The 24,570-nt window shown below is 47.1% G+C and carries 17 protein-coding genes; 9 read left to right on the top strand and 8 right to left on the bottom strand.

All coding sequences use genetic code 11. From position 1 onward, the window contains the following. Positions 1-175: 175 nt before the first annotated feature. The 3 genes from EII14_RS08560 to EII14_RS08550 all read right to left on the bottom strand — a co-directional run bounded on the left by EII14_RS08560 (position 176) and on the right by EII14_RS08550 (position 2,879). Positions 176-346: a transposase gene (locus EII14_RS08560; RefSeq protein WP_370242231.1), complete on the bottom strand. Its 171-nt coding sequence runs from the start codon at positions 344-346 to the stop codon at positions 176-178. 424 nt (positions 347-770) lie between these two features. Further along, positions 771-1,934 (bottom strand): formate-dependent phosphoribosylglycinamide formyltransferase, encoded by a 1,164-nt coding sequence (gene purT / locus EII14_RS08555; RefSeq protein ID WP_124932117.1) that lies wholly within the window; start codon positions 1,932-1,934, stop codon positions 771-773. Positions 1,935-2,285: 351 nt separating this feature from the next. Beyond that, positions 2,286-2,879 (bottom strand): RNA polymerase sigma factor, encoded by a 594-nt coding sequence (locus tag EII14_RS08550; protein WP_124932116.1) that lies wholly within the window; start codon positions 2,877-2,879, stop codon positions 2,286-2,288. Between the two features lie 446 nt (positions 2,880-3,325). On the opposite strand from EII14_RS08550, the gene dapA reads away from it, so the two are divergent. From dapA to dnaE, 3 genes are read left to right on the top strand one after another with little or no spacing between them, the layout of a single operon-like run. Next, entirely contained in the window at positions 3,326-4,216 is an 891-nt protein-coding gene (dapA, locus tag EII14_RS08545; protein ID WP_124932115.1) for a 4-hydroxy-tetrahydrodipicolinate synthase, read from the top strand. Continuing rightward, complete coding sequence (locus EII14_RS08540; protein WP_124932114.1) at positions 4,213-6,390, top strand: putative porin; 2,178 nt, start codon at positions 4,213-4,215, stop codon at positions 6,388-6,390. The genes dapA and EII14_RS08540 overlap by 4 nt, the downstream gene beginning before the upstream one ends. A 32-nt stretch (positions 6,391-6,422) precedes the next feature. Next, positions 6,423-10,280, top strand: coding sequence for a DNA polymerase III subunit alpha (gene dnaE, locus EII14_RS08535; RefSeq protein ID WP_124932113.1), 3,858 nt, complete (start codon positions 6,423-6,425; stop codon positions 10,278-10,280). 112 nt (positions 10,281-10,392) lie between these two features. Here dnaE and EII14_RS08530 read toward each other — a convergent pair whose 3' ends face one another. The 4 genes from EII14_RS08530 to EII14_RS08515 all read right to left on the bottom strand — a co-directional run bounded on the left by EII14_RS08530 (position 10,393) and on the right by EII14_RS08515 (position 16,098). Beyond that, entirely contained in the window at positions 10,393-10,644 is a 252-nt protein-coding gene (locus tag EII14_RS08530) for a type B 50S ribosomal protein L31 (RefSeq protein WP_124932112.1), read from the bottom strand. 1,096 nt (positions 10,645-11,740) lie between these two features. Beyond that, positions 11,741-13,312: a hypothetical protein gene (locus EII14_RS08525; protein ID WP_124932111.1), complete on the bottom strand. Its 1,572-nt coding sequence runs from the start codon at positions 13,310-13,312 to the stop codon at positions 11,741-11,743. A gap of 39 nt (positions 13,313-13,351) precedes the next feature. After that, entirely contained in the window at positions 13,352-15,490 is a 2,139-nt protein-coding gene (locus EII14_RS08520; protein ID WP_124932110.1) for a TonB-dependent receptor, read from the bottom strand. Between the two features lie 257 nt (positions 15,491-15,747). Beyond that, entirely contained in the window at positions 15,748-16,098 is a 351-nt protein-coding gene (locus EII14_RS08515) for a hypothetical protein (protein ID WP_124932109.1), read from the bottom strand. 489 nt (positions 16,099-16,587) lie between these two features. Between EII14_RS08515 and rpmB the strand changes: the two genes are divergently transcribed. The 3 genes from rpmB to EII14_RS08500 are packed head-to-tail and all read left to right on the top strand — an operon-like array spanning position 16,588 to position 17,229. Beyond that, on the top strand, positions 16,588-16,848 hold the full coding sequence (rpmB, locus tag EII14_RS08510; protein WP_124932118.1) for a 50S ribosomal protein L28: 261 nt from the start codon (positions 16,588-16,590) through the stop codon (positions 16,846-16,848). An 11-nt stretch (positions 16,849-16,859) separates the two neighbouring features. After that, positions 16,860-17,048: a 50S ribosomal protein L33 gene (rpmG, locus tag EII14_RS08505; RefSeq protein ID WP_124932108.1), complete on the top strand. Its 189-nt coding sequence runs from the start codon at positions 16,860-16,862 to the stop codon at positions 17,046-17,048. Positions 17,049-17,070: 22 nt separating this feature from the next. After that, complete coding sequence (locus EII14_RS08500) at positions 17,071-17,229, top strand: DUF4295 domain-containing protein (RefSeq protein WP_124932107.1); 159 nt, start codon at positions 17,071-17,073, stop codon at positions 17,227-17,229. 415 nt (positions 17,230-17,644) lie between these two features. Here the strand turns inward: EII14_RS08500 and serS are convergent, their stop codons facing one another. Further along, the gene (gene serS / locus EII14_RS08495; RefSeq protein ID WP_124932106.1) at positions 17,645-18,922 is read right to left on the bottom strand and encodes a serine--tRNA ligase; all 1,278 of its coding nucleotides are present in this window, start codon (positions 18,920-18,922) and stop codon (positions 17,645-17,647) included. A gap of 88 nt (positions 18,923-19,010) precedes the next feature. Here serS and EII14_RS08490 point away from each other — a divergent pair, with 88 nt between their 5' ends. The 3 genes from EII14_RS08490 (at position 19,011) to thrA (ending at position 24,471) form a co-directional block, all read left to right on the top strand. Then, positions 19,011-20,243 (top strand): HD domain-containing protein, encoded by a 1,233-nt coding sequence (locus EII14_RS08490; protein ID WP_124932105.1) that lies wholly within the window; start codon positions 19,011-19,013, stop codon positions 20,241-20,243. A gap of 208 nt (positions 20,244-20,451) precedes the next feature. Further along, positions 20,452-21,951 (top strand): glycoside hydrolase family 10 protein, encoded by a 1,500-nt coding sequence (locus EII14_RS08485; RefSeq protein ID WP_124932104.1) that lies wholly within the window; start codon positions 20,452-20,454, stop codon positions 21,949-21,951. A 93-nt stretch (positions 21,952-22,044) separates the two neighbouring features. Then, positions 22,045-24,471, top strand: a complete 2,427-nt coding sequence (gene thrA / locus EII14_RS08480) for a bifunctional aspartate kinase/homoserine dehydrogenase I (RefSeq protein WP_124932103.1) — start codon at positions 22,045-22,047, stop codon at positions 24,469-24,471. The last annotated feature ends 99 nt before the right edge of the window (positions 24,472-24,570 follow it).

Here is a 24,570-nt window from a genome sequence, read left to right as displayed (position 1 = left end):
CATCGTAAGCTTCATTGTTCTTAGTCTGTTTTCGAATTTCACCACAAAGATAAGAACTTTGGAGCTTACACACTTTTATAGGACAGTATCGCCCCGTGAGATCTACGCATAAATCATAGCCATTCTGAACATGAAAAATTTCATGTCGGTTACTCCTCTCAATGCTACCCTATTTTTAAAAAATAGCATTGAAAAATTCTGTAAAAGCATTTGTTACGCGGTTTACGAAAAAGTTAAGTACCTCGTCGTAATGTTCGTATAAGGTAGCGGCTATGACATTGAAACTCTTGAAGCCCGAATCATCTACTTTGAAACCTCTGCAAAATCCCCTTATAAAATTGTCCAATCCGTTCTTTTTCTCGGATTGGACAATTTTATAAGGGGATTTTGCAGAGGTTTTTATATCATCGGTGCATTTATAGGAATCGAGATAGAGTTCATCCAAACTTATCTCTATCAGAGTGACACTCTACTCTACCTTGACTACTTCAAAATCATCAAGGTTGGGAGGGGAGCATCAAACAGGCAAGCTGTCTTAGTAAATCCATAATGCAAAGGTTATAAAAATATTGCCTCTCCCCATGGACCTTCCGCTGATCCCTTTTATAAGACAGTATCGATTGGAGAGGGGGGGGCTTTTTGAAAAACAAAGCCCGAAACCCATTTATATGCAGGGTTTCGGGCAAGAACTTTGTGCGGTTTTGACGTTTACCGGAAAGCTATGTTTATGGAAAATCCTTTCGATGATGTTGCTTTCCCTATCAGCGGACTCAGCACACCTCTACATATCCGGCCAATCGTTTCGCTTTTTCTCGTATGGCGTCGAGATCGGCATCGGTGTCACCGCTCACCAATACCACCCCCATACGACGGTTGATGCGAGTGGAGGGTTTGCCGAAGATACGCAGATCCGCGTCCTCTTCGCAAGTCTGTTCGAGTCCTCGGTAAGAGGGACGTTCCGACGAAGCAATGTTGCTCAAAATGACTGCACTTGCCCCTTTTCTCAGGGTCTTTATGCAGGGAATGGGCAAACCGAGGGCGGCACGGCAATGTAGTTCGAACTCATTGAAGTTTTGCGTGCCGGCAAGCGTCACCATTCCCGTGTCGTGGGGGCGGGGTGAGAGCTCGCTGAAATATACGCCGTTTTCGTTGCTGATAAAAAATTCCACCCCCCAAATGCCGGCACCGGTCAAGGCTTCGGTCACGGCGTGGGCTTGTCGCTGTGCCTCCTCCAAATGTTCGGTTTTCATGGCAATGGGCTGGAAACTTTCGCGATAGTCGCCTCCCTTTTGCACATGGCCGATGGGGGGGCAAAAGAGGGTCTCCCCGTTGTTTTGGGTGACGGTGAGCAGGGTGATTTCGTAATCGAAATGCACGAACTCTTCAATGATCAATTCTTTGATGTCGCCTCGGCTGCCTTCGATGCCGTAATCGAAAGCATGGCGCAAGTCGTCGACTGATTTCACAAGGCTTTGCCCCTTTCCGCTCGAACTCATGAGTGGTTTTACGATGCAAGGGTAGCCGATCACGGCAGCAGCGGCTTGCAATTCCTCAAATGTGGTGGCGTAGAAATAGCGTGCGGTTTTCAAACCGAGTTCTTGTGCGGCGAGGTCACGAATGGCTTTTCGATTCATCGTGTAGTTCACGGCACGTGCGGAAGGAACGACTTTTATACCCTGTTGCTCGTAGGCATACAAGCGTTCGGTGCGAATGGCTTCTATTTCGCAAATGATGATGTCGGGCTTGTGTTTGGCCACTACTGCGTCAAGGCTTTCGCCGTCGAGCATCGAAAAAACTTCGCTCTCATCGGCTACTTGCATGGCGGGAGCACCGACGTAGCTGTCGCATGCCACTACGTGTTGCCCAAGACGTTGGGCAGCAATGACGAACTCTTTGCCGAGTTCGCCGGATCCTAAAAGAAGAATTTTTTTCATGTCTGTGTCGGCCTCCTCAGCATTGATCGAAAGAGGCGGAGGTGGTTGTGTGAAGGATAGTGACTATAACATTGCCTACTTGTTTCGGCCGATAATCGCGTGCAAAACGCTTGATGAAATCTATTGTCGCCTCGCGAGGCTTCAATTCGGAAGGGGTAAAATGCTCCATAGGCACGTTGATGAGAAAGAGGTGAAAAACTTATGGCGAATGCTTTCTGTGCGGATTTGTCGTTTCGACAAACACGAGAATAATATCCGCCGATAAGGTCTATACTTCTATTAACGTGCGTTTGGTGCGTTTAGTATATTTCGCCCCGATACTTTTTGAGGCAGGAAAGAATTGGGGATTTTTCAGATGATTTCGAGAGAGAGTCCGTTTTCTTTTGCCATTCTTCTCATGTTGAGCAGCGCATATCTCATTCTTCCAAGGGAAGTGTTGATGCTAACGCCGGTGATTTCTGCGATTTCCTTGAATGAGAGGTCTTGATAAAAGCGCATGAAAACGACTTCCCTTTGATTGTCGGGCAGCTTCTCCATTAGTTTACGCACATCTCGCAAGGTCTCTTCGTTTACCAATTCGGCCTCCATATAGCTCTCGACCACATCGATTTGTTCAAAGACATCTCCTCCGTTCTCCTCGTTGCTGACAACGGAACATCCGCTTTCCTGTCTGAAAAAATCGATCATCAGGTTGTGAGCTATACGCGTGAGCCATGAGTAAAACTTTCCTGTTTCCGAGTAGCGTCCTTGGCGCAGGTGGACAATGGCTTTTACGAATGTTTCTTGAAACAAATCGTCAGCCAAATCGGTGTTGCGGACAGAATACAAGATATAACGATACAACCTATCTTTATATCGCTCCAAAAGACAATCGAACGCTTCGTTGTTTCCGAAGAGATAAAGATTGACCAATTCTTTATCGGCCATTTGCTTGAAATACTCCATTACTTCGTGGATTTTTAATGAATACGCGTAATGTTCTTTCGATAGGCTGTGTGTATTAGGGGATTTCAAACGCAAAAATAAAATATTTTTTTATTCCGACCTACTTTTTCGCCTCTTAAAACTTCTTTTTGACGAAAAACGCACCCGTCCGGGGGAAAACGTAGCCATGCGGGAGTATGGAAAACCGGATGGGAGATAGAGAAATTTTACCAGACAATAATGTTGGTCATATTTTGTTTTCAATAAGATTATGTCATATTGAAAAACCGAGAGGATATTGGCAAAAGAGAATTGTTTTTGCAAAAAACTCCGTTATCCTAAAATAGAAAAATGAGAAGTTTTTTGTGAATATAGAATTAAATCGTTACTTTTGCATTGGTCTTTCAGACTATTATTCATCTTCTCTTTTCTTTCGTTCATTTTCTCCAGCACATTTCAATCAAGGCATGAGAACCAATATCTTTCAAGGAACAGGCGTTGCCGTTATCACCCCTTTTACATCTGAAGGAGAGATCGACTTTTTCGCTCTCCGTGAACATATTGAACGACTCATAGAAAAAGGAGAAGTCGATTATCTTTGCGCGTTGGGAACAACGGCCGAAACTCCTACTTTGAGTGTGGAGGAAAAGGAACTTATCGTGGAAACGTTTGTGGACACGGTAGATGGGCGTCTTCCCATTCTTTTGGGATGCGGAAGCAACAATACGAGAGCGGTATGCTCTTTTCTTGAAAACACCGATTTCGAAGGAATTTCGGGAGTGCTGATAGTGACGCCTTATTACAATAAACCTACGCAAGAGGGGCTTTATCGTCACTATGCAACCGTAGCGGAATCATCTCCGGTGCCTGTCGTGCTATATAATGTTCCGGGACGATGCGGTGTGAATATGACTGCTGAAACGACCTTGCGCTTGGCGCGTGAATTTGAACATATCGTGGCCATCAAGGAGGCGAGTGGAAACATTGCTCAGATTGAAGACATCATAGCCGGAGCTCCGGAAGGATTTGGCGTGATCAGTGGAGATGACGCCCTTACGTTTGAATTGATGACACTCGGTGCCGTGGGGGTGATTTCGGTAATCGGCAATGCATTCCCGAATGAGATATCGGATCTTGTGCAGTATCTTCGCGAAGGAAACCTGATGGAAGCTCGTCGCATCCATACGTCTTTGAGAGAGCTTTATCGATTGGCTTTTATCGAAGGAAATCCGGCCGGCGTGAAATGTATGATGGCAGAAAAAGATGAGATTTCCAACGTGTTGCGTTTGCCTCTTGTGGAGGTGGGCGAGATGACAAGACAAAAAATAGTCAAAGCGATTAGCGACTTTGTAATATGAAGATTAGAGAAAAAGCACTTTACTTTTTGATGAGCATCGCAATAGCGATGCTTTTTGTCATTAGTGCTGTGGCTCAAACTCCTCGATTGTTGGAAGATAGAGGCAATGGGAGGTACGACAAAAAGAGCGCGTTCAAGAGCGAAACAGACAGCATTGACCCCAATTCCGTTCCGAAAGGGATGTTCGTATGGCAGGTGGACGAACGTTTTGGAGGAGTGCGCCCCATGTCGCCCGATACGTTGTCGTATTTGTTTCAAAACACCAATTACACCGAGGGCAGGCACGGGGAATACAATTTTACCGGCAATATGGGGGCACCGCGCATTGCGCGTGTCTATTCGGGAGTACAAGATTATATGATGGGATCGCAATTTATTTTTGCCAAACCTTATGATTGGTTTTTGAAATCGACCCAGAATTTTGTTTTTACCAATACCAAGTCGCCCATAGCAAACCTTAACTACCATGCTTCCGGCAACAAGGTGCAGGGCGACGACCACTTTCGTGCCATATTTGCTACCAACATCAACAAACGGGCAGGAGTGGGATTTAATATTGACTATTCCTATGGTATGGGGTATTATCGAAACCAAAGCAACTCTTCGTTGGGAGGTAGTGTTTACGGGAGCTATCGCGGCGATCAATATCAGTTGCATGCCTTCTATAATACAAACCATTTGAAAAACGTGGAAAACGGAGGCTTGGAAGACGATGCCTACATTACGAATCCCGAGTCTTTCCCCACCGGGTATCAACCGGGGGATATGCCCGTTCGTTTGGAAGGCGTCAAAAACCGTTTGAATATCAGCCGTCTTTTCTTGTCGCATCGCTATTCGGTGGGCTATTATCAATATGTGGATTCTGCGGGTAAGGTGGTGCAAAAAACTCCTTCCCGACTATTGCCCGAAAATGCTGCCGTCGATACGACTTTGTTGTCGCAAGATAGTCTTGGAATGGCGGAATACGACTCACGAATTAGCTTGCAGGAAAAGAACGACACAACGCTGATTAGACAGTTTGTGCCTGTGGCTGCGGCAATACACACCTTTAACTTGGAGCATAACGATCGTCGTTTCAGTTCGCTCAAACGTTTGGATAAATATTTTCAGCATAGTTTTTTGCCGGACGAAATGGCCTTTGACGATACCCGTTATTTCTCATTGCAAAATACGTTTGCTTTGGAAATGCAGGAGGGGTTCAAAAAATGGGTCAAGACCGGCATGCGGCTTTTTGCCAAACATGAATTGGCGCGTTTTACATTGCCTGATCTTCAAAAAGAGATGAAGACCGAGACGTTTAACTATATCACGCTCGGTGCGCAGTTGCTGCGAGAAAAATCCGGATTGCTGCGGTATGATGTGTTGGGAGAAACGCGCACAACGGGAACGGATTGGGGAGAATTTAATTTAGAGGGGACAATGGCACTCGATTTTCGTTTTGGCCGAGACACGCTCTCTTTGGAAGCCGGAGGCTTTATCAGAAACGAAACACCGGCCTACTACTATAAGCATCACCATGGGCGCAATGCTTGGTGGGACAAGGACTTGAACAATGTTTTTCGAACTCGTTTTGAAGGACGTCTTTCTTATGGAAAGAGTTTGTTGAAAATGGGAGTCGAGTCGATTCAAAACCAAGTCTACTTTCAGGAAACGCAAGTGCCGGGTGCGGAACCTCCCACATTGGCAACGATGAAATATGGAGTGACGGTAAATCAGACTTCCAAAAATATCCAACTCTTTATGGCTTCGTTCAGCCAAAGTTGCAAATGGGGCATTTTTCATTGGGATAACGAATTGACGTTGCAAAAAAGTACGGAACAACAGGTGTTGCCCATACCGCTCTTTACAGGTTGGAGCAATGCCTATCTGAAATTCCGCATTGCACGCGTGCTCGACACGGAGTTGGGTGCCGACATACGATATTTCACGAAATACGATGCACCTACTTACAGTCCGATTATCGGGCAATATGCTGTGCAAGATGCAGCCCATCGCACCCAAATCGGAAATTATCCGTGGATCAATACTTATGTGAACTTCACGCTGAAAGGCGTCCGTTTTTATTTAGCCTATACGCATGTGAATAGTTCGCAAGGTGCATCCTTCCTCGTACCCCATTATCCGACCAATCCTCGTGTGCTACGCATGGGGATCAGTTGGAGTTTCTACAATTAACGTCTATATTTCTCATTCATAAGTCTTTCCCTATGATCCCTTACGTTCATCTTCATGTACACTCCCATTATTCCATTCTTGACGGGCAAGCCACCATTGAGCGACTTGTAGACAAGGCCATCAAAGACGGAATGAAAGGAATGGCACTCACCGATCATGGAAACATGATGGGCATTAAGGACTTCTTCAACTATACCCAAAAGCTGAAAGGGAAAGCCCAAAAGACGCTTAAAACTTGTGACGCAAAACTGAAAGCTCTTCGAGAGGGGACTTACAAAACGAAGGAGGGCGACAAATCGGATGTGGGAAAAACGACCGAGCAACTCATAGCCGAATGTGAAAAGGAAATGGAGAAGGCACAGAGAGTTGTGGATTTTAAGGCCATTTTCGGATGTGAAATGTATTGTGCCCGTCGCAAGAAAGAATTAAAAGAAGGTCGGCAGGATCAGAGCGGATGGCATCTCGTTGTTTTGGCCAAGAACAAGAAAGGCTATCACAATTTGATCAAATTGGTCAGCCGCTCTTGGATTGATGGATTTTATATGCGTCCGCGAACGGATAAACACGATTTGGAGCGTTTCAGCGAAGGACTGATTGTAAGTTCTGCCTGCTTAGGAGGAGAGATTCCGCGTAAAATTTTGACTAACGATGCAGAAGGAGCGGAAGAGGCGGTGCTTTGGTTCAAACGGGTGTTCGGAGAGGATTATTATCTTGAACTTCAACGTCATGAAGTAAAAGATCCTGCGGTGCGTGCCAACAGAGGAACCTATCCCTTGCAGATAGAGTCGAACCAAGCACTCATAGAATTGGCGAAGAAGCATGGCATCAAATACATTTGCACGAACGATTCTCACTTTGTAGACGAGGAGAATGCAGAGTCGCACGATCGACTGATTTGTCTTTCCACCAACCGCTTTTTGAGTGACAGTACGCGTATGCTTTACACAAAGCAAGAATGGTTCAAAACGCAGGCGGAGATGAACGAAGTTTTTGCAGATTTGCCGGAGGCTCTGCAAAATACGATTGAAATATGCGACAAGGTCGAAACTTATAGCATTGACCATGGCCCGATTATGCCCAACTTCGAAATTCCCGAAGATTTCGGAACAGAGGAGGAATACAGAGCCCGATTCACGGAAGAACAGCTTTTTGACGAGTTCACGCAAGATGAAAACGGCAATGTCGTGATGTCGCGCGAAGAGGGCGAAGAAAAGATTAAGAAATTGGGAGGATACGACAAGCTGTATCGTATCAAATTGGAGGCCGACTATTTGGCTAAACTTGCCTACGAAGGGGCGCATTGGCGATACGGAAATCCGCTCGACAAAGAAACGGACGAACGGATCCGTTTTGAACTGCACATCATGAAAACAATGGGTTTTCCCGGCTACTTCCTCATTGTGCAAGACTACATCAAGGTGGCCAGAGAGCAACTCGATGTTTCGGTAGGGCCGGGGCGTGGATCGGCGGCCGGAAGTGCCGTGGCCTATTGTTTGCGTATCACCGATATTGATCCGATCAAATACGACCTCCTTTTTGAGCGTTTTTTGAATCCCGATCGTATTTCTCTTCCCGATATCGATGTCGATTTCGACGATGACGGTCGCGGAAAGGTTTTGCAATGGGTGACCGAAAAATATGGTGCGGAAAAAGTGGCACACATCATCACTTATGGCACGATGGCCACAAAGTCGGCTCTCAAAGATGTGGCTCGGGTACAGCAACTTCCGCTCAACGAAGCCAATAGACTTTGTAAGCTCATTCCCGACAAATTGCCCGAAGGCCCCGATGGGAAATCCCCCAAGATGAATCTTAACAACGCCATTGCCTGCATACCGGAGTTGCGCGACGCGGAGACGTCTGCGGATCCCTTGCTGCGCGACACCATTCGCTATGCAAAGATGCTCGAAGGCAATGTGCGCAACACGGGAGTGCATGCTTGCGGTATCATCATCTGTCGGGATGATATTTCAGACTGGGTGCCGATTTCTACTGCCGAAGACAAAGAAACCGGAGAAAAACTGCGTTGCACACAATACGAAGGCAGTGTCATCGAAGAAACCGGATTGATCAAGATGGACTTCCTCGGGCTGAAAACGCTTTCCATCATTCGCGAAGCTGTGGAAAATATTCGTTTTTCACTCGGCATCGAGTTGGACATCGACAATGTTGATATTGAGGATCCGGCTACTTATCAGCTTTATTGCGATGGCCAAACAGTGGGTACGTTTCAATTTGAGTCGCCCGGCATGCAGAAGTACCTTCGCGAACTTCATCCCACGACTTTTGAAGACCTCATTGCGATGAACGCCCTTTACAGACCGGGGCCGATGGCTTATATCCCTCAGTTTATCAAGCGTAAACACGGCATAGAGCCGATTACGTACGACTTGGACTGCATGGAGAAGTATTTGAAAGACACTTATGGCATCACGGTTTATCAAGAGCAGGTCATGCTCCTTTCGCGCAGAATTGCCGATTTCACTCGGGGAGAGAGCGACAACCTGCGTAAAGCCATGGGGAAAAAGCTCATCGACAAGTTGAACCAGATGTACCCCAAGTTTGTCAAAGGCGGACAAGCCAACGGGCATGATCCTCAGGTTTTGGAAAAAATCTGGGAAGATTGGAAAGCCTTTGCCTCCTATGCTTTCAACAAGAGTCACGCCACGTGCTACTCTTGGGTGGCTTATCAGACTGCTTATTTGAAGGCCAACTTCCCCTCTCAATACATGGCAGCCGTCATGAGCCGTTCGCTCAACAACATTACGGATCTGACGAAATTTCTCGACGAATGCAAGGCGATGAACATCTCGTGTCTTGGCCCCGATGTCAACGAAAGCTATCATAAGTTTTCCGTCAGCCATTTGGGCAACATCCGTTTTGGACTTGGAGGAATAAAAGGAGTGGGAGAGAATGCCGTGCAGACGATCATTGACGAGCGCAATCGTGCCGGTCTTTTCGTGTCTGTCTACGATTTCTTCGAACGTGTCAATCTTTATGTTTGCAATCGTAAGAATCTCGAATGTCTTGCTCTTGCCGGTGCATTCGATAGTTTCGGCACGGTGTCGAGAGAACGGTTTTTTGCCGAAACGGAAACGGGAGTTACTTATCTCGAAACCCTCATCACTTATGGGCAGCGTTTCCAAATAGACAAAGAAGAAAGTGTCAACTCCCTATTTGGCGGAGAAGACACGGTGGAGATCAGCAAACCCAAACCGCCAGTTTCTTTTGAACGGTGGAGCGATTTGGAAAAACTGAATAAAGAGCGTGATCTCATCGGTATTTACATCAGCGGTCATCCGCTTGATGAATATTCCATCGTGGTCAATCATCTTTGCACTCTGAAAATGCCGGAGATAGCGGATTTGTCCTCTTGGATGGATCAGAACATAACTTTCGGGGGCATCGTCACGCAAGTGGAAGAACGAATTTCCAAGCGAGGAGCCGCTTTCGGTCGCGTGCGTATGGAGGATTATGCCGGAGGTGGAGAGTTTGCTATTTTCGGTGATGAATGGGCGCAATTCAAAGGTTACTTTGCTCCCGGAAACTCCTTGTTTGTCACAGCACAAGTCACTCCGCGACGTTGGGGAAACGGCGATCCCGATCTTCATATCGGAAAGGTGGATTGGCTCTCTGAGGTGAAAGACCGAAAAATTCAGTCGATCACGATCAAAGCCTCTCTCAATGAACTGGACAATCGGCTGGTAACGGAAATGATAGATCTCATTCAAAGCACTCATGGTGAAACCGTACTGAACTTCCAAATTGTCGATGCCGATTCATCTAACCACGTGACGTTGAGCAGTCCGCAAACCCGTATAAATGTCACCAAAGAACTGATAAGATACTTGAATAGTCACCAATCCTCCCTTTCTTACACAATCAACTAAGGGCAAAAAAGAACCTCCTCAAAACTCTTGCGAGTAGTGAGGAGGTTTTTGCTGTTGCGAACAGAAAAGCGATTTCGTTTTTGTTCGATTCGGAGGAAACCGAAAACTTTTCTTATTTGCGGCTTTTACCGTAGCGGCTCATGAACTTGTCTACGCGTCCGGCGGTATCCACGAGTTTGGACTTACCGGTGTAGAAGGGGTGAGAAGTGGAAGAAATTTCCAATTTCACGAGGGGATAAGTTTCACCTTCAAATTCGATGGTTTCAGAAGTCTTGCAAGTAGAGCGAGACAAGAACATATCGCCATTGGACATGTCTTTAAAAACTACGGGACGATAGTTTTCGGGATGAAGATCCTTTTTCATTGTGTGTGTTAGTTTTTGTTCGTTTATGAATATCTTCATCGTAAGTCCGAATAAGCTCCGAGCGAACACGGCGCATACCGTTTTTTGTAAACTTACGACGCTTTTAGATTGTCGAAAACCTAAAAATGATCTAAATCGAGCGCAAATATATCGACTTTCTTCGACATCACAAAATACTTCTCTCTTTTTCTCCTTTGTTTGAGTGAAAGATAGCAAGGAATGTCATCAGAATAGAGCAAATACTTGATACCATTCGGCCACGGAATGATAGAACCTTTCACTTCCTTTTTCAAAAATCAAGTCCCCTCTCGTCAAATCTTTTTTGTGATGTGAGAGCGAATGCACCTTTGGCAACACGTCAAACGTGTTTTTTAGGGGGCAATCGCTCGTTATGCGGACTTTAAAAATGCCGAAAAACATACACTACGCGTTTCATCTCACTGAAATTCAGCGAAATGAAAGTGTATACAACAAATTTCCAATATACACGGAAAGAGGTTAAATCAATGATACACAGATAAGAAAGAATGTAGACAGATTTCCCAAAAACTACACTGCCTACACGAACGATTTCGCACCTTTGCACGCCTTTCCGATGCAGCGTGTAGGTTGCAGCAACGAATGTAGGTAATTTTTCGCATTGTCTACATTCGCAACCGACTATATATCTATAACTTAACAAGGATAGTGTAGACAATGTAGACAAAAATAAGAAAAACTCCCGGTAGGGGCAGATAGTTGCTTTTCCACGAAGAATGCCCTCACCTTCTCTTCGGTTTGTACGGATATATTTTTAATGCGTCGGAACGCATCTTGCTCCGAAAGCTGTGCAAACGAAGTAACGAGCAGAAAAATCTACTCGTTACTTAGAATTTTCTACTCGTTATGTAGAAATATCTGTCACTGACCTAATTTTCACAAGTTCCCATCTGCTTCTTTCCTCGGCGATTCAGACTTTCGTTAGGATCTGAAAGATCGAAAAGCGAAGCCGTCTTGCATGAAGCCGGCTTCGCTTTTTTTGAAGTGAGAAACGGAGATGTTCAAAGTCGGGAACAGTGCTCCGAAAGTCCGGAGGAAATTGCTTCAAGTCCTAAAATCAGAACCAGAAGCCTTTCTTGGAGTGAGGGGGACGCACACCGTTGAAGTTCCAATACAATTCGGAAACGGCTTCCTCAAAACCAATGCCGTAGGCACGTTGGAGAGAGCGAATGGTGCGAAGTCCTTCGGGCGAAAGATCGGACTCGGCCGTATCCAATTCCACTTCAAGAGAACGCTCATTGCTATCCATGTAAACAATCATGGGAACGGGAATGGTGGGGAGAGCTTCCGTATCGGCCATTACAGAGATCGCAGGAATATGATGCCAAGGCAGACTGCCTCCCTTACCCAACACCTCCTTTGTTTTAGAATACAGAAGACGCACATTCATCGTAAATTGTTTTCTCGCTTTCTTAAAGCCGAAGTATCCTTTGAAACCAACGGGATTTGTTTCGCCAATCCATTTGGCTCCGTCAAACTTTATGGTTTGATTCCAAGGATCGGTATCCACATAGTGATAGTCAAAGAAGCCTTGGCCGTTCTTATCGTCGCTTTCCGCTTCTCCGTCAAAGGTGGGAGCCACATCCGTCACATAGAAGAAATGACGGTGAAGAGAAGCGTTTTGTTGATCGGCAAACAGGTGGTTGATCAAGTTGTGATCTTTATCATAATAGTTTACGAGCAAAGCATAGTGGGGGTGATTGGATTCGCAAACCACTCTTTGGGAATTTGCCGCATCTGCCATCCATTTTCCATTCGTCAATGTATAGCGGAGCGTATCGCGACGACCGATATATTTCACTTCTTTGGAATAGAGATTTTCATGAAATTTCGGGTGTCCGTGCAAATGTCCCTCTATGAAGATCAGTTCGGCAGAAGCAACGTCGGCAAAATGGCTCAACTTCTTGATGTAAACGGGAATTTTGATGTTGATGTCCCAAAGAGCCGTTCCGACTTGTTCGGGCGAAGGAGAGTAATAAGGGGAAACCGATCCGTCGTTGTTGTATTTACTTTTGGCGGCGTGCATGAGGTCGATGGAAAGTTCGAAGTGGAATTTGTCTTTGAATTGAATATAGCCATGAAATCCCAAAGGGTTCTTTTCGGCGATGAACTTTCCGCCCTTATCTCTATCGGCATAGTGATAGACATAGGGCAGATTTTCCGGTTTACGCACACGCACTCGATTTTCGTAATAAGAGAAGAAATGCTGATGAATGGCGTCTTGCCCCTCTTCCATAAATTCGTGGTTGATGCTCTTGCCTTGGGCGTTGAAATACTGTATATCCAACGAATAAACCACATCGGGATTTTCTGTGACATCCTCCACATAAAAACCTTCGATACTTCCATTTTCCAACTGCCAACCCTTTTCCGGATGAAGCACCATGGCATACGTTTGTGTTTCTCCGAGCGAAACAAACTCTCCTTCGGGAGAGAAAGTGCCGGCAGCCGGATCAAAATCGGCCATGCGCCCTTTCGTCAGCGTGATCACGGCCTTGGAGGGATCTTCATGGAGTTTGTTTTCTTTTTCATTGGCAGGTTCGTCGGGATCGGAGCAGGCTGTCGTGGCAAAAGCAAGAGGCAGCGTGAGCAAAACTGCTCCCAAGAATTTCAAAAAGTTTCGTTTCATGTGTGTTGAAATAATAATGATGATAAATAAAAAATAAACCTAAAACATCCAACTCAAAGAACAGCGAATGTCGCGTCCCAAGTCGTGGGAATAATAGCGAGCACGGTTGGTGTACTCTTTATATTGCAAGTTAAAAAGGTTGTCGGCCGCAACAAGCAAACGCAGCTTTTGCTTCGCTCCCGGCGAATACTCCCATCCTATTTCTCCTCCCCAAAGTCCGTAGGCGGGAGGCGTGGTTGCAATCAAGTCGGTGGCAGGATTAAAACGAGTTTGTCGTGCCACAAACAGATGCTTTATTCCTACCCACACCTTTCCGTCTCTCCCGAGTTTGGACGACCAAGTCGCCTCTTGCGTTATTCGCGGTGCCGGAATATAGGGAAGGTAATTGCCGGTTTTATGTTCATGCGCCCAAATCAACGACAACTGTGTACGATAACCTACACTGCGCAGGGGCGTCCACGAAGCGTCCACATCCACACCGCGGAAAAAGGCGGAAGTCTGTTTGTATTGGAAAACCGGATAAGCTCCCGAAACTACGGTGATGTTTTTGTGCGTAGGCTCGTCATAGATATAATTGTCTATCCACTGCAAGAATCCGTCTGCGCGCAGCTTTATGTTTGGGTGACGAAACTCGACGGAAGTAATCCATTTGTATCCGTGTTCCGAAGAGAGATGTTCATCTCCACGCACAAACACTCCGGAGCCCAGCTCATTGCCGTTGCTATACAACTCATAGACGTGGGGGGCGCGCCAAGCCATGCCCAAATTGGACGTCACGGCCAAGGAGGGAGAACAGCGATATTTTGCCCCGACGGAATAGGTCAGATTGTCAAAATGCCGCGTACCGCCATACAGTTTTCCCGTCCAATCATATCCTGCCGCTTTGGTCGTTTGGTGATCGTAGCGCAATCCCGCCTCCGCTCCCCATTTGCCTTTCGCATATTTCTGCATCACATAGCCGCCCACACTGTTTTCGGTATAGTTGGGAATAATGGGCACAACACCCGTGCCGGCTTGATTTCGATTGTTGATACTCACCCACTGTCCGCCGGCCTCCGTGCTCCATTCACCAAAATCCTTACGCCAATTCAGCTGATTTTGAAAAGAATGCAGATGCAACGAAACGGCAGGAATGTCGGAGCGGTTCAAGCGGCGTATGCGGTTTTCGGTGCGGTCGTCCTGCTGAAAGGCCGTTTGCCAAAGCCATGTTCCGAGTGTTTCGCTGAAATAATGGAGTTTGAAAGTCGCGTTGTGGTGTACGACATGCTGATACGGAAAATCAATCGCTCTCCGAAAAGGATAAATCTGCGTCGGTTGTCCCAATTTGATGCGCTCCGTCAACAGCTCCTCGTTTCCCATTTGTGCACTTCTCATCACCCCGAAACGATGATCATAACGACTGTAAAAAAACTCGGCTTTCCGGTTTTCGTCTTTCCAGCCAATGGCAGCCGAGAGGTTCATCTCCCCACTGCCGGTATTGTTCAGCAAATATCGGGCAGTCGAACGGTCGCCCCCGTTTCCCCATGTCGTTTGCAACCGCCACGCCACGTTGTTCACAAAAGGCAAGCTCCCCTCGACACGCCCCAAAAGGGCATATCGTCGGCCGTTCGTGCCATAAAGCGTGGCGACACTTCCGGTGATGTCTTTTTGTCGATAAGGAAGTGCGTTTTGTTCCAGCAAGATGATGCCGCCAAGTGCCTCGGCACCATATCTCACCGACTCGGCACCCTTCACCACATGGATGCTTTGAGTGCTATGCTGGTCAATCTCCGGCGCGTGATCGATGCCCCATTGCTGTCCGGTCTGGCGGACGCCGTTGTTCAAGATGAGGATGCGAGTGCCCTGCATGCCTTGAATGACGGGCTTTGCGACATTACTTCCGGTTTGAACCGATGACACACCGGCCACCGTCTGCAAAACATCGGTAAGCGACTTTCCCAATGAACGTTGAATGTCTGTTGCCGAAATGCGGTGGCTCACGGCATTGCCGCTCACGCTGCGGCGAACCGCCTTTACAACAGCCTCTCCCACACTGATCGTGCGCTTGGGAAAAGGCTCTCTTTCCGAATGAAAGATGATGCTATCCGTGTCCGTCACGGCCTTTCCCGCGCCCATCCCCAAAAACAGACCGAGGAAGAGCAAGAAGGTTTTCTTAAAATCAAAAAAGACTTTATCCATTGTTTCCCTAAGGATATGAGAACGACAGCTCCGTTTTAGCGGTGCAGATCGCCACACTTTCCTCACAATGAGCAAAGAAAATGTGATACAATTCCCCTTTCGAGCCTTCTTTTCACATCGTCGGTTTCAAAAGCACGATGAAAAAAGACAACACGGAAGAGTAATAAAAAAAGGAAATGGCTTCCCCTGTCTTTCATGAAAAGACAAAAATATCCCGATCATCAGAACATGATGACCTTATAAAAGGAAGCAGAGAACTAAGAAAACAATGGGGGAGAATGGGCATTTATCGCAAAAATAGGGCGATAAATCAACAGAGCGTCAAAATCAAGAAGTTTCGTTTCGTTATACCCGGAAACAAAAGTGTACAAGCAATAAGCAGAGGCTTCGGCATTGAAAAAAGTGAAATCACAAATATGGCAGATCTCCTTATAGACGGGGAGATCTCCATTTGCGGCGACACCTTTATGATGGCAGCATCCCTGCTCGGTCTGCTCGGCATCTTTATGTCCAAACGTAGCATGAAAATTCTGTCCGACAAAGACAAACATGAAAGCTGCAATCAGCACCCATGCCCATACTTGTCTTACACGTTTGGTTCGTTTCATAAAAAAGATAACGAGTATTTTTATATTTATCTTGAAATCAAAATCTTATTATCAAGATTTCTACCCTCATCCGCTGAGGATGCGTGCAAAGATACAAAATAACGTGCAAATTGCAATGAAGATTATATTTTTTTGAATTGCAAATCCGTTTTCGTAACGAACCAAAAACAAAAATAAGGATACGTTCGGGCATGTGGGAAAAGCAAAAGAAAACGTTTAGAACAATGATTTTGCGGTTCACTCCATTGCCCACTCCGTCAATCGCGACTCTGAGAAAACGTCTATAAGCCTTGCAGCCGTCCCCACAAGAATACTTTTCACTAAGTTTCCGATAAGAGTTTTTGCTTTTCGGTGTTTACAATTAAAGGTTAATCTCTTTTTTTACACTTATGGTTTTTCATGAAAAGCTTGTCAGATAAGAAATTAAATTGTATTTTTGCCCCTCGATTGGGAATAATAAAAATTAGAAACACAAAATTACAGATAGTAATGTCTAAGATTTGTCAAATTACAGGTAAAAAAGCCATGATTGGCAACAACGTTTCTCACTCAAAGCGTCGCACTAAACGCACCTTTGATGCGAACTTGTTTACTAAGAAGTTCTATTATGTTGAGCAAGATTGCTGGATTTCTCTCAAAATCTCGGCAGCAGGCCTGCGTTTGATCAACAAATTGGGTCTTGACGCAGCGTTGAACAGTGCAGTAAACAATGGTTATTGCGCTTGGAAAGATATTAAAGTAATCGGCTAATCATCACAATCATGGCAAAGAAAGCTAAAGGCAATCGCGTTCAAGTTATTCTCGAATGCACCGAACATAAAGAAAGTGGTATGCCCGGTACGAGCCGCTACATCACCACGAAAAATCGAAAGAACACTCCCGAACGTTTGGAATTGAAGAAATACAACCCCATTCTCAAACGCATGACGGTTCACAAAGAAATCAAATAATCAACTCTCACACACATAAACCATGGCAAAGAAAACAGTCGCTTCGCTCCAATCCGGAAAAACCGATGGACGTTCGTATACCAAGGTGATCAAAATGGTGAAGAGCTCCAAAACCGGTGCTTACATCTTTGATGAGCAAATGGTACGCAATGAAGACGTTGCAGATTTCTTCAAAAACTAATCTGTATCCGAAATTCGAGTAACTACGTTTCTCAATACATTAAAGAGGCCGTGTCAAAACTCTATTGGTTTTGATGCGGCCTTTCTTTTTATCTGCTGCCCCCCCCAAAAAAACGACAATCCAATAGAGATGCGTTTGAGCTGATCGCGGAGAAAAAGAAAAAAGAGTATGGGCAATTTCGCAGAGGTTTCGTTGTGCGAAATGTGTGGTTTTGCTGCGACTTTCGGCCGGCGGCCAACTCAACCGAACAGCCGCCTCTTACAAAGAACTTCGGACGAGAAACCATTTACAAACGTTTTTTCGCTCAAAGTTCTTTGTAAGAGGCGACTGTTGGAGGTGATCCGCTTTTTTGAACGAAAAGTCGATCGGCATTCCGCATTCGACAAAAAATAGTTCGTTCAACGAAAAGAGAAGCTTATTTGATCATTTCGCATCCCATATAGGGTTGCAGGGCTTTCGGAACAAGGATGCCCTCCGGCGTTTGGAAGTTTTCGAGCAAAGCGGCCACGATGCGAGGAAGGGCAAGTGCCGAGCCGTTAAGAGTATGGCAAAGTTCGATTTTCTTGTCGGCCGCACGACGATAGCGACATTTCAAACGATTGGCTTGATAGCTGTCGAAATTGGAAACGGAAGAAACTTCCAACCAACGTTGTTGTGCTTCGGAATACACCTCGAAATCATAGCACAGAGCCGCAGTGAAACTCATGTCGCCACCACAGAGGCGGAGAATGCGATAAGGGAGTTCCAACTTTTGAAGCAAGCCTTCGACATGCGCCAGCATCTCTTCATGGCTCTTCTGTGAGTTTTCGGGGCGGTCGATGCGTACGATTTCTATTTTTGAGAACTCGTGCAAACGGTTCAACCCGCGCACATCTTTTCCATAAGAACCGGCTTCGCGGCGAAAACACTGTGTATAGGCACAAGTTTTGACAGGGAGTTCTTTCTCTTCGAGAATGACATCACGATATATGTTTGTCACGGGCACCTCTGCGGTAGGGATGAGGTAGAGGTTGTCGGCCGCGCAATGGTACATCTGCCCCTCCTTGTCGGGCAACTGTCCCGTGCCATATCCCGATGCTTCATTGACCACCGTTGGCGGCATGACCTCCGTGTAGCCGGAAGCGCGAGCTTCGTCGAGAAAGAAATTGATGAGCGCGCGCTGCAATCTTGCACCGAGCCCTTTGTAGACGGGAAAACCGGCTCCCGTAATTTTCACCCCGAGGTCGAAATCTATCAAATCATATTTCTTGGCCAAATCCCAATGGGGGAGCGGATTTTCCGGCAGCGGCCGATTGACGCCTCCGGTTTTGACGATTTCGTTTTCTTCCGCACTTTTTCCTTCGGGTACAGCTTCATAGGGGATATTGGGAATGGTATAGAGCAATTCCGTACGTTCCTCTTCGGCTGCTTTCATGGCTTCTTCGAGTTGTGTACTTTTGGCTTTCAACTCTGCCACCTTGGCTTTGACGGCATCGGCCTCCTCTTTTTTCCCTTCTTTCATCAAGTTGCCGATGTTTTTGGCCAACACTTTTTGTTCGGCAAGGGCAGCATCCATTTCTCCTTGTGCAACTTTTCTTTTATGATCTGCTGCCAAAACGGCTTCTACGGCCTCTTTTGCGCCGACAAAATGTTTTTTTTCTAAGCCACGGATGACCGTCTCCCGATTATCCGTGATTTGTTTAATGGTGAGCATATATTCTAATGTATCGGTATGTTTTCTAACGGCAAAATTACTATTTTATTTTAAGAAATGCGTAACTTCGCCAAATAAACTTTTTCCCATGAGTGCAATCATCATCAACGATCCTCTCTATGGTTTCACCTCTGTTCCCAGAGGACTTCTCGGCCAAATCATCGACCAACCCGAATTTCAACGGCTCGACCATATCCGCCAATTGGGCACGTCGAGCTTTGTATATCCTTCGGCCAAACATTCTCGAAAACAACACTCTATCGGTGCTTTTCACCTGATGCAGGAGGCCTTGCTCATCCTGTCGCAAAAAGGAGAGTTTATTTTTGACTCCGAAAGAGAAGCCGCCGAAGCCGCTATCTTGCTTCACGATGTGGGACACGGTCCTTTCAGCCATGTGCTCGAAAACGTGCTGACTATCGGTGTGCACCACGAGGAGATTTCGCTGAAAATCATGGAGCGCATCAATCGGCGGCTGCATGGCGACCTGTCATTGGCCATCAAGATTTTCAAAGACGAGTATCCGAAACATTTTCTTCACGAACTGCTTTCTTCGCAACTCGATGTGGATCGCATGGACTACGTGAACCGCGACTCCTTTTATTGCGGAGTGCAAGAGGGTAGCATCGGCACGGCACGCATCATCAAGATGCTCAATGTGAGAAACGACCACTTGGTGGTGGAACACAAAGGGTTGCACACGGTTGAAAACTATCTGATGGCCAGACGTCTGATGTATTGGCAAGTGTATCTTCACAAAACCGTCGTGGCTGCCGAGGAGGTGCTCCGTTCCGCTCTTCGGCGCGCCAAGTGGCTGGCACGACGCGATCAAATACTGTTTTCAACACCCGCACTTCACTATTTTCTTTACAATCACGTCGATGCCGAACGATTTTCCAACGATCCGAAAGCACTCGACAACTACTTGTTGCTGACCGATGCCGACATGATCTCGGCACTCAACGTATGGCAACAACACGACGACAAGATCCTTTCGATTTTGGCACAAAACTTCATGAAACGACGACTCTTCAAAGTGGAAGTCTTCGACGGAGAGGTCACCGACATTGAAATTGCCCAACACGTTACCCGATTGCAAAAAGAAGCCGCCGAGGCCTTGGGTATCAACGAAGAGGACGCTTCTTATTTCGTCACTTCAAAACGCGTGGAAAAAGACATGTACTCTCCTCTATCGGAAGGCATTGGCATTCTTCAAACCGATGATTCCGTGACGGACGTCGGCCGACTGTCCAACATCGTTCGGACGGATCCCTCACAAGAGTATAAAGACAGGAAACATTATGTTTTTCATCAACGTCTGTAAAACATACTCACCATTTGCCTTCCCCTCCCGATGCGCGGCTGCCACACAGCCCTTGGCATAGCGGTGAGGCGTGGTTTTATCTCGCACAAATGCCTTTTCCCGCATTTCATGGAGGCTTCTCTTTTCTTTTGAAGAGCAAATATTGTGTAATCCGTTGCATTGTCGTATTTTTGTGGTTGTTTCTTTTCGAATCATAGCAAACTTCATCATGAAATCATATATACTCCTTTTCTTCTTTCTTCTGACCTTTTCGGCAAGTCGTGCCCAAAATCCCTTTGAAGCCCCCAAACGCGAAATGCGCGGAGCATGGATACAATGTGTCAATGAGCAATTTCAAGGCATGAGTCGCGAAGAGATGCAAGCTAATCTCCGACATCAGCTCGATGTTTTGAAGGCAGTGGGAGTCAATGTGGTGATGTTTCAAGTACGCGCAGAAGCCGATGCGCTCTATGAAAGTACGTTTGAGCCTTGGAGCCGATTTCTGACCGGCCGTCAAGGTAAAAATCCGGGCTGGGATCCCTTGGCTTGGATGGTGGAAGAATGCCACGAACGCGGCATGGAACTCCACGCTTGGATCAATCCCTTTCGCGCCAAAACGAAAGGAACATCCGAGTTGTCCGTTCAACACCCATACAACCTCAATCCCGATCGCTTCTTCAAATACGACGGGCTGATCATCTTCGATCCCGGCCGACTCGAAAACCAAAACTACATCTGCCAAGTGGCGGCCGACATCGTTCGTCGCTACGATGTGGACGGGCTTCATATAGACGACTACTTCTACCCCTATCCTGCCGCCGGACAACCCATTCCCGACGACCTCACTTTCCAAGCCAATCGCAATGGATTTACCGACAAGGCCGAATGGCGACGCTACAACGTCAATTCATTCATCAAGATGCTCTACCAAACTGTTCACAGCACCAAACCGTGGGTGAAGTTCGGGGTATCGCCTTTCGGTATCTACCACAATCTCACGCCCACAGACAGAATACCGGGCAGCGAAACGAAAGGTCTGCAAAATTATGACGATCTCTATGCCGACGTGCTGTATTGGATCAATCAGGGTTGGGTGGACTATGTGGTGCCACAGCTCTATTGGGAAATCGGGCACTCTGCCGCCGACTACGACCGCCTCGTGCGCTGGTGGGCAAAACACAGCGGCAACCGTCCGCTCATCATCGGGCAAGACGTGGGACGAACCGTTCGTGCTCGCGACCTCAACAATCCCACAATCAACCAGATGTCCGCCAAATTTGAACTACAACGACAGTTTCCCCAAATCAAAGGCAGCTGCTTGTGGTACTCGGCCGCAGTTGTGCGCAATGAAGGAAATTATGCCTACGAATTGCAAAACAACTATCATCTCACGCCCGCTCTCATGCCGCTCATGCCTTTCATCGACGACAAGGCACCTCGTGCTCCTCGAAAGGTAAAAAAGATGTGGATGCCGGACGGGTACTACTTGTTTTGGACGGCTCCGAAAGCCAAATCGGAAATGGACGCCGCAAAACTCTATGTGGTCTATTGTTTCGAACGCGGAAAAAAAATAGACCTCAACTCCTCCACCCATATCATGGCCGTTACGCCCAACACGCTCTATAAACTGCCCTATGAGTTCGGACACGAGAAATACACCTTTGTCATCACGGCACTCGACCGACTTCACAACGAGTCAAAACCGGTCAAAATCAAGGTAAAACTTTGATCTGCTTATCGGCTTCCTTTCCCAATGCATTCTCGTTGCATCATGTTGCAGCGATGCTGTTTACCAATCTTTATATTCTTTTTAGCTTCTGTCATGAAAGTTCTAAAATTCGGCGGTACGTCTGTTGGTACTCCGTCCTCGATACTAAACGTAAAAAAAATAGTTGAGGCCGAAACTTCTCCTACCATTGTCGTTGTTTCGGCACTCGGTGGCGTCACCGATCAGCTCATCTTGCTTTCGCGCCTCGCTGCGGAAAACGATCTTTCTTATCTCGAAAAACTCTCGATGCTCAGCAAGCGTCACCATGAGATGATAGAAGAGGTGATCGCGCCGGAACGCCGGGGCAAACTCACGGCTCTTGTCGAACAACATTTCACCGAACTGTCCAGCATTCTGAAAGGAGTGAGCCTCATTCGCGAACTGACACCGAAAACGTCCGATGCCATCGTGGCCTATGGCGAACGGATTTCTTCGCTCATCGTGTCGGAACTGATTGAAAACGCTACTCATCTGGATGCCCGAAACATCATCACCACTTGTCGTCAGGGAGAGAAAAACATCGTTGATTTCGAAACCACTCATCAACGCATTCTATCGGCTTTTTCGCCTCTTGCTTCCGTTACCGTTTTGGGCGGTTTTATCTCGCGTGATGTCGAAACTCATCGTACCACCAATCTCGGACGCGGAGGTTCCGACTACACGGCTGCCATTCTTGCGGCCGCACTCGACGCAGAGGCTCTTGAAATATGGACAGACGTAGATGGCTTCATGACGGCCGACCCGAGAGTGATCCCCACGGCATGCACCATCGAGTCTCTCTCTTATAGCGAAGCCACCGAATTGTGCAACTTCGGCGCAAAAGTGATTTACCCTCCCACCATTTATCCCGTCTGCTCCAAGAACATCCCCATTTTCGTGCGCAACACCTTCAATCCCGAAGGCGCTCGAACCATCATTACCCAAAAGGCGGCAAAAAGCGAGCGTTTGATCAGAGGAATTTCTTCGGTAAACGAAACTTCCGTCGTCACCGTCAGCGGAATGTCAATGGTCGGCGTCATCGGCGTCAATCGGCGCATTTTCTCAACCTTGGCCGCAGCCGGAATCAGCGTTTTCATGGTGGCACAAGCTGCATCCGAAACCTCCACTTCTCTTTGTGTCACTCCCTCCGATGCCGCTCGTGCTTGCGAAATACTGGACGCCGAATTTGCCCTCGAAATTGAAGACGGAGCCATGAATCCGACCCATTGTCGCGATGAGTTGGCAACCATTGCCGTCGTCGGCGAAAACCTCCGTCACCAAACCGGAACGGTCGGGAAACTTTTTTCCGTACTCGGACGAAATGGTGTCGGTGTCTGCGCCGTTGCGCTCGGAGCATTGGAAACGAGCGTTTCTTTTGTGGTCGAACGAAGTCAGTTGCGCAAAGCCCTCAATGTGTTGCACGACTCTTTCTTCCTGCGCGATTACGAAGAACTCAACGTCTTTCTTTGCGGCACGGGCACCGTGGGAGGAAAATTACTCGAACAAATCGCGGCTCAAAGCGACATGCTCCGCAAGCAACGGGGGTTGAAAGTAAACGTAGTGGGCATCAGCGGCCGATCGGCAGCCGTTTACGATCGAGAAGGAATCGATCCGCATCGCTATGCCGAAGCTCTGGCGGCAAGCGACTCTCCCGGCGGCATTGCCCACATGATGGAGGAAATTCTCCGCATGAACATCTTCAACTCCGTCTTCGTGGACTGCACGGCTTCCGAAGAAGTGGCGGCCTACTATCCACAGCTGATCGACAACAACGTCAGCGTTGTGACGGCCAACAAAATTGCGGCTTCGGGCAGCTATGACGATTATTGTCGGCTCAAAGACTTGGCACGCGACCGTGGCGTAAAATTCCTCTATGAAACCAACGTCGGTGCCGGCCTCCCCATTATCAACACAATCAACGATCTCATCGCCTCCGGCGACAGAGTGATCGGCATAGAGGCCGTCTTGTCGGGAACGCTCAACTTCGTGTTCAACACGCTTTCGGAAGACATTCCTCTGTCAGAAACCGTGCGACTGGCCAAAGAAAACGGATTTAGCGAACCGGATCCGCGCATAGATTTGAGCGGTATGGACGTGATCCGAAAAATCACCATTTTGGCCAGAGAAAGCGGTTATCGGGTAGAAACATCCGACATCAAAGCCAATTTGTTTTTGCCGCAATCCATGTTTGAAGGTTCGCCCGATGATTTCTGGAAAAACCTCCCTTCGCTCGACGGGCAATTTGAAGCGGAACGGAAACGCCTCGAAGCCGAAAAAAAATGTTGGCGTTTCGTGGCCGAATGGAAAAACGGCAAGGGCAGCGTAGGTTTGAAGGAAATTCCTCAGGGGCATCCGCTCTATGAACTCGAAGGTTCCAACAACATCGTCTGCCTCACCACCGAGCGATACGACACCCCCATGCTGATCCAAGGCTACGGAGCCGGAGCGGCCGTCACTGCGGCGGGGGTTTTCGCCGACATCATGCGCGTTTCAAGCATCTGATTTTGAACACGCCGCAAGCCTCTTTTCACGTTGCTTTTATGGACAATCCTCTCTTTAAGCATTTGTGCATAAAGCATCATTGCTCTCTTTTCCCTTCCA

Origin of the sequence: Alloprevotella sp. OH1205_COT-284, assembly GCF_003859795.1 — a bacterium.
Classification (GTDB): Bacteria; Bacteroidota; Bacteroidia; order Bacteroidales; family Bacteroidaceae; genus Alloprevotella.
The sequence above is the reverse complement of the archived record's forward strand: the minus strand, read 5'-3'. Positions and strand labels throughout refer to the sequence as shown.

What these genes read in the sequence shown, in the direction of transcription:
- purT (WP_124932117.1), bottom strand. Translation starts at nt 1,934, where the DNA reads ATGAAAAAAATTCTTCTTTTAGGATCCGGCGAACTCGGCAAAGAGTTC.
- EII14_RS08550 (WP_124932116.1), bottom strand. Translation starts at nt 2,879, where the DNA reads ATGGAGTATTTCAAGCAAATGGCCGATAAAGAATTGGTCAATCTTTAT.
- dapA (WP_124932115.1), top strand. Translation starts at nt 3,326, where the DNA reads ATGAGAACCAATATCTTTCAAGGAACAGGCGTTGCCGTTATCACCCCT.
- EII14_RS08540 (WP_124932114.1), top strand. Translation starts at nt 4,213, where the DNA reads ATGAAGATTAGAGAAAAAGCACTTTACTTTTTGATGAGCATCGCAATA.
- dnaE (WP_124932113.1), top strand. Translation starts at nt 6,423, where the DNA reads ATGATCCCTTACGTTCATCTTCATGTACACTCCCATTATTCCATTCTT.
- EII14_RS08530 (WP_124932112.1), bottom strand. Translation starts at nt 10,644, where the DNA reads ATGAAAAAGGATCTTCATCCCGAAAACTATCGTCCCGTAGTTTTTAAA.
- EII14_RS08525 (WP_124932111.1), bottom strand. Translation starts at nt 13,312, where the DNA reads ATGAAACGAAACTTTTTGAAATTCTTGGGAGCAGTTTTGCTCACGCTG.
- EII14_RS08520 (WP_124932110.1), bottom strand. Translation starts at nt 15,490, where the DNA reads ATGGATAAAGTCTTTTTTGATTTTAAGAAAACCTTCTTGCTCTTCCTC.
- EII14_RS08515 (WP_124932109.1), bottom strand. Translation starts at nt 16,098, where the DNA reads ATGAAACGAACCAAACGTGTAAGACAAGTATGGGCATGGGTGCTGATT.
- rpmB (WP_124932118.1), top strand. Translation starts at nt 16,588, where the DNA reads ATGTCTAAGATTTGTCAAATTACAGGTAAAAAAGCCATGATTGGCAAC.
- rpmG (WP_124932108.1), top strand. Translation starts at nt 16,860, where the DNA reads ATGGCAAAGAAAGCTAAAGGCAATCGCGTTCAAGTTATTCTCGAATGC.
- EII14_RS08500 (WP_124932107.1), top strand. Translation starts at nt 17,071, where the DNA reads ATGGCAAAGAAAACAGTCGCTTCGCTCCAATCCGGAAAAACCGATGGA.
- serS (WP_124932106.1), bottom strand. Translation starts at nt 18,922, where the DNA reads ATGCTCACCATTAAACAAATCACGGATAATCGGGAGACGGTCATCCGT.
- EII14_RS08490 (WP_124932105.1), top strand. Translation starts at nt 19,011, where the DNA reads ATGAGTGCAATCATCATCAACGATCCTCTCTATGGTTTCACCTCTGTT.
- EII14_RS08485 (WP_124932104.1), top strand. Translation starts at nt 20,452, where the DNA reads ATGAAATCATATATACTCCTTTTCTTCTTTCTTCTGACCTTTTCGGCA.
- thrA (WP_124932103.1), top strand. Translation starts at nt 22,045, where the DNA reads ATGAAAGTTCTAAAATTCGGCGGTACGTCTGTTGGTACTCCGTCCTCG.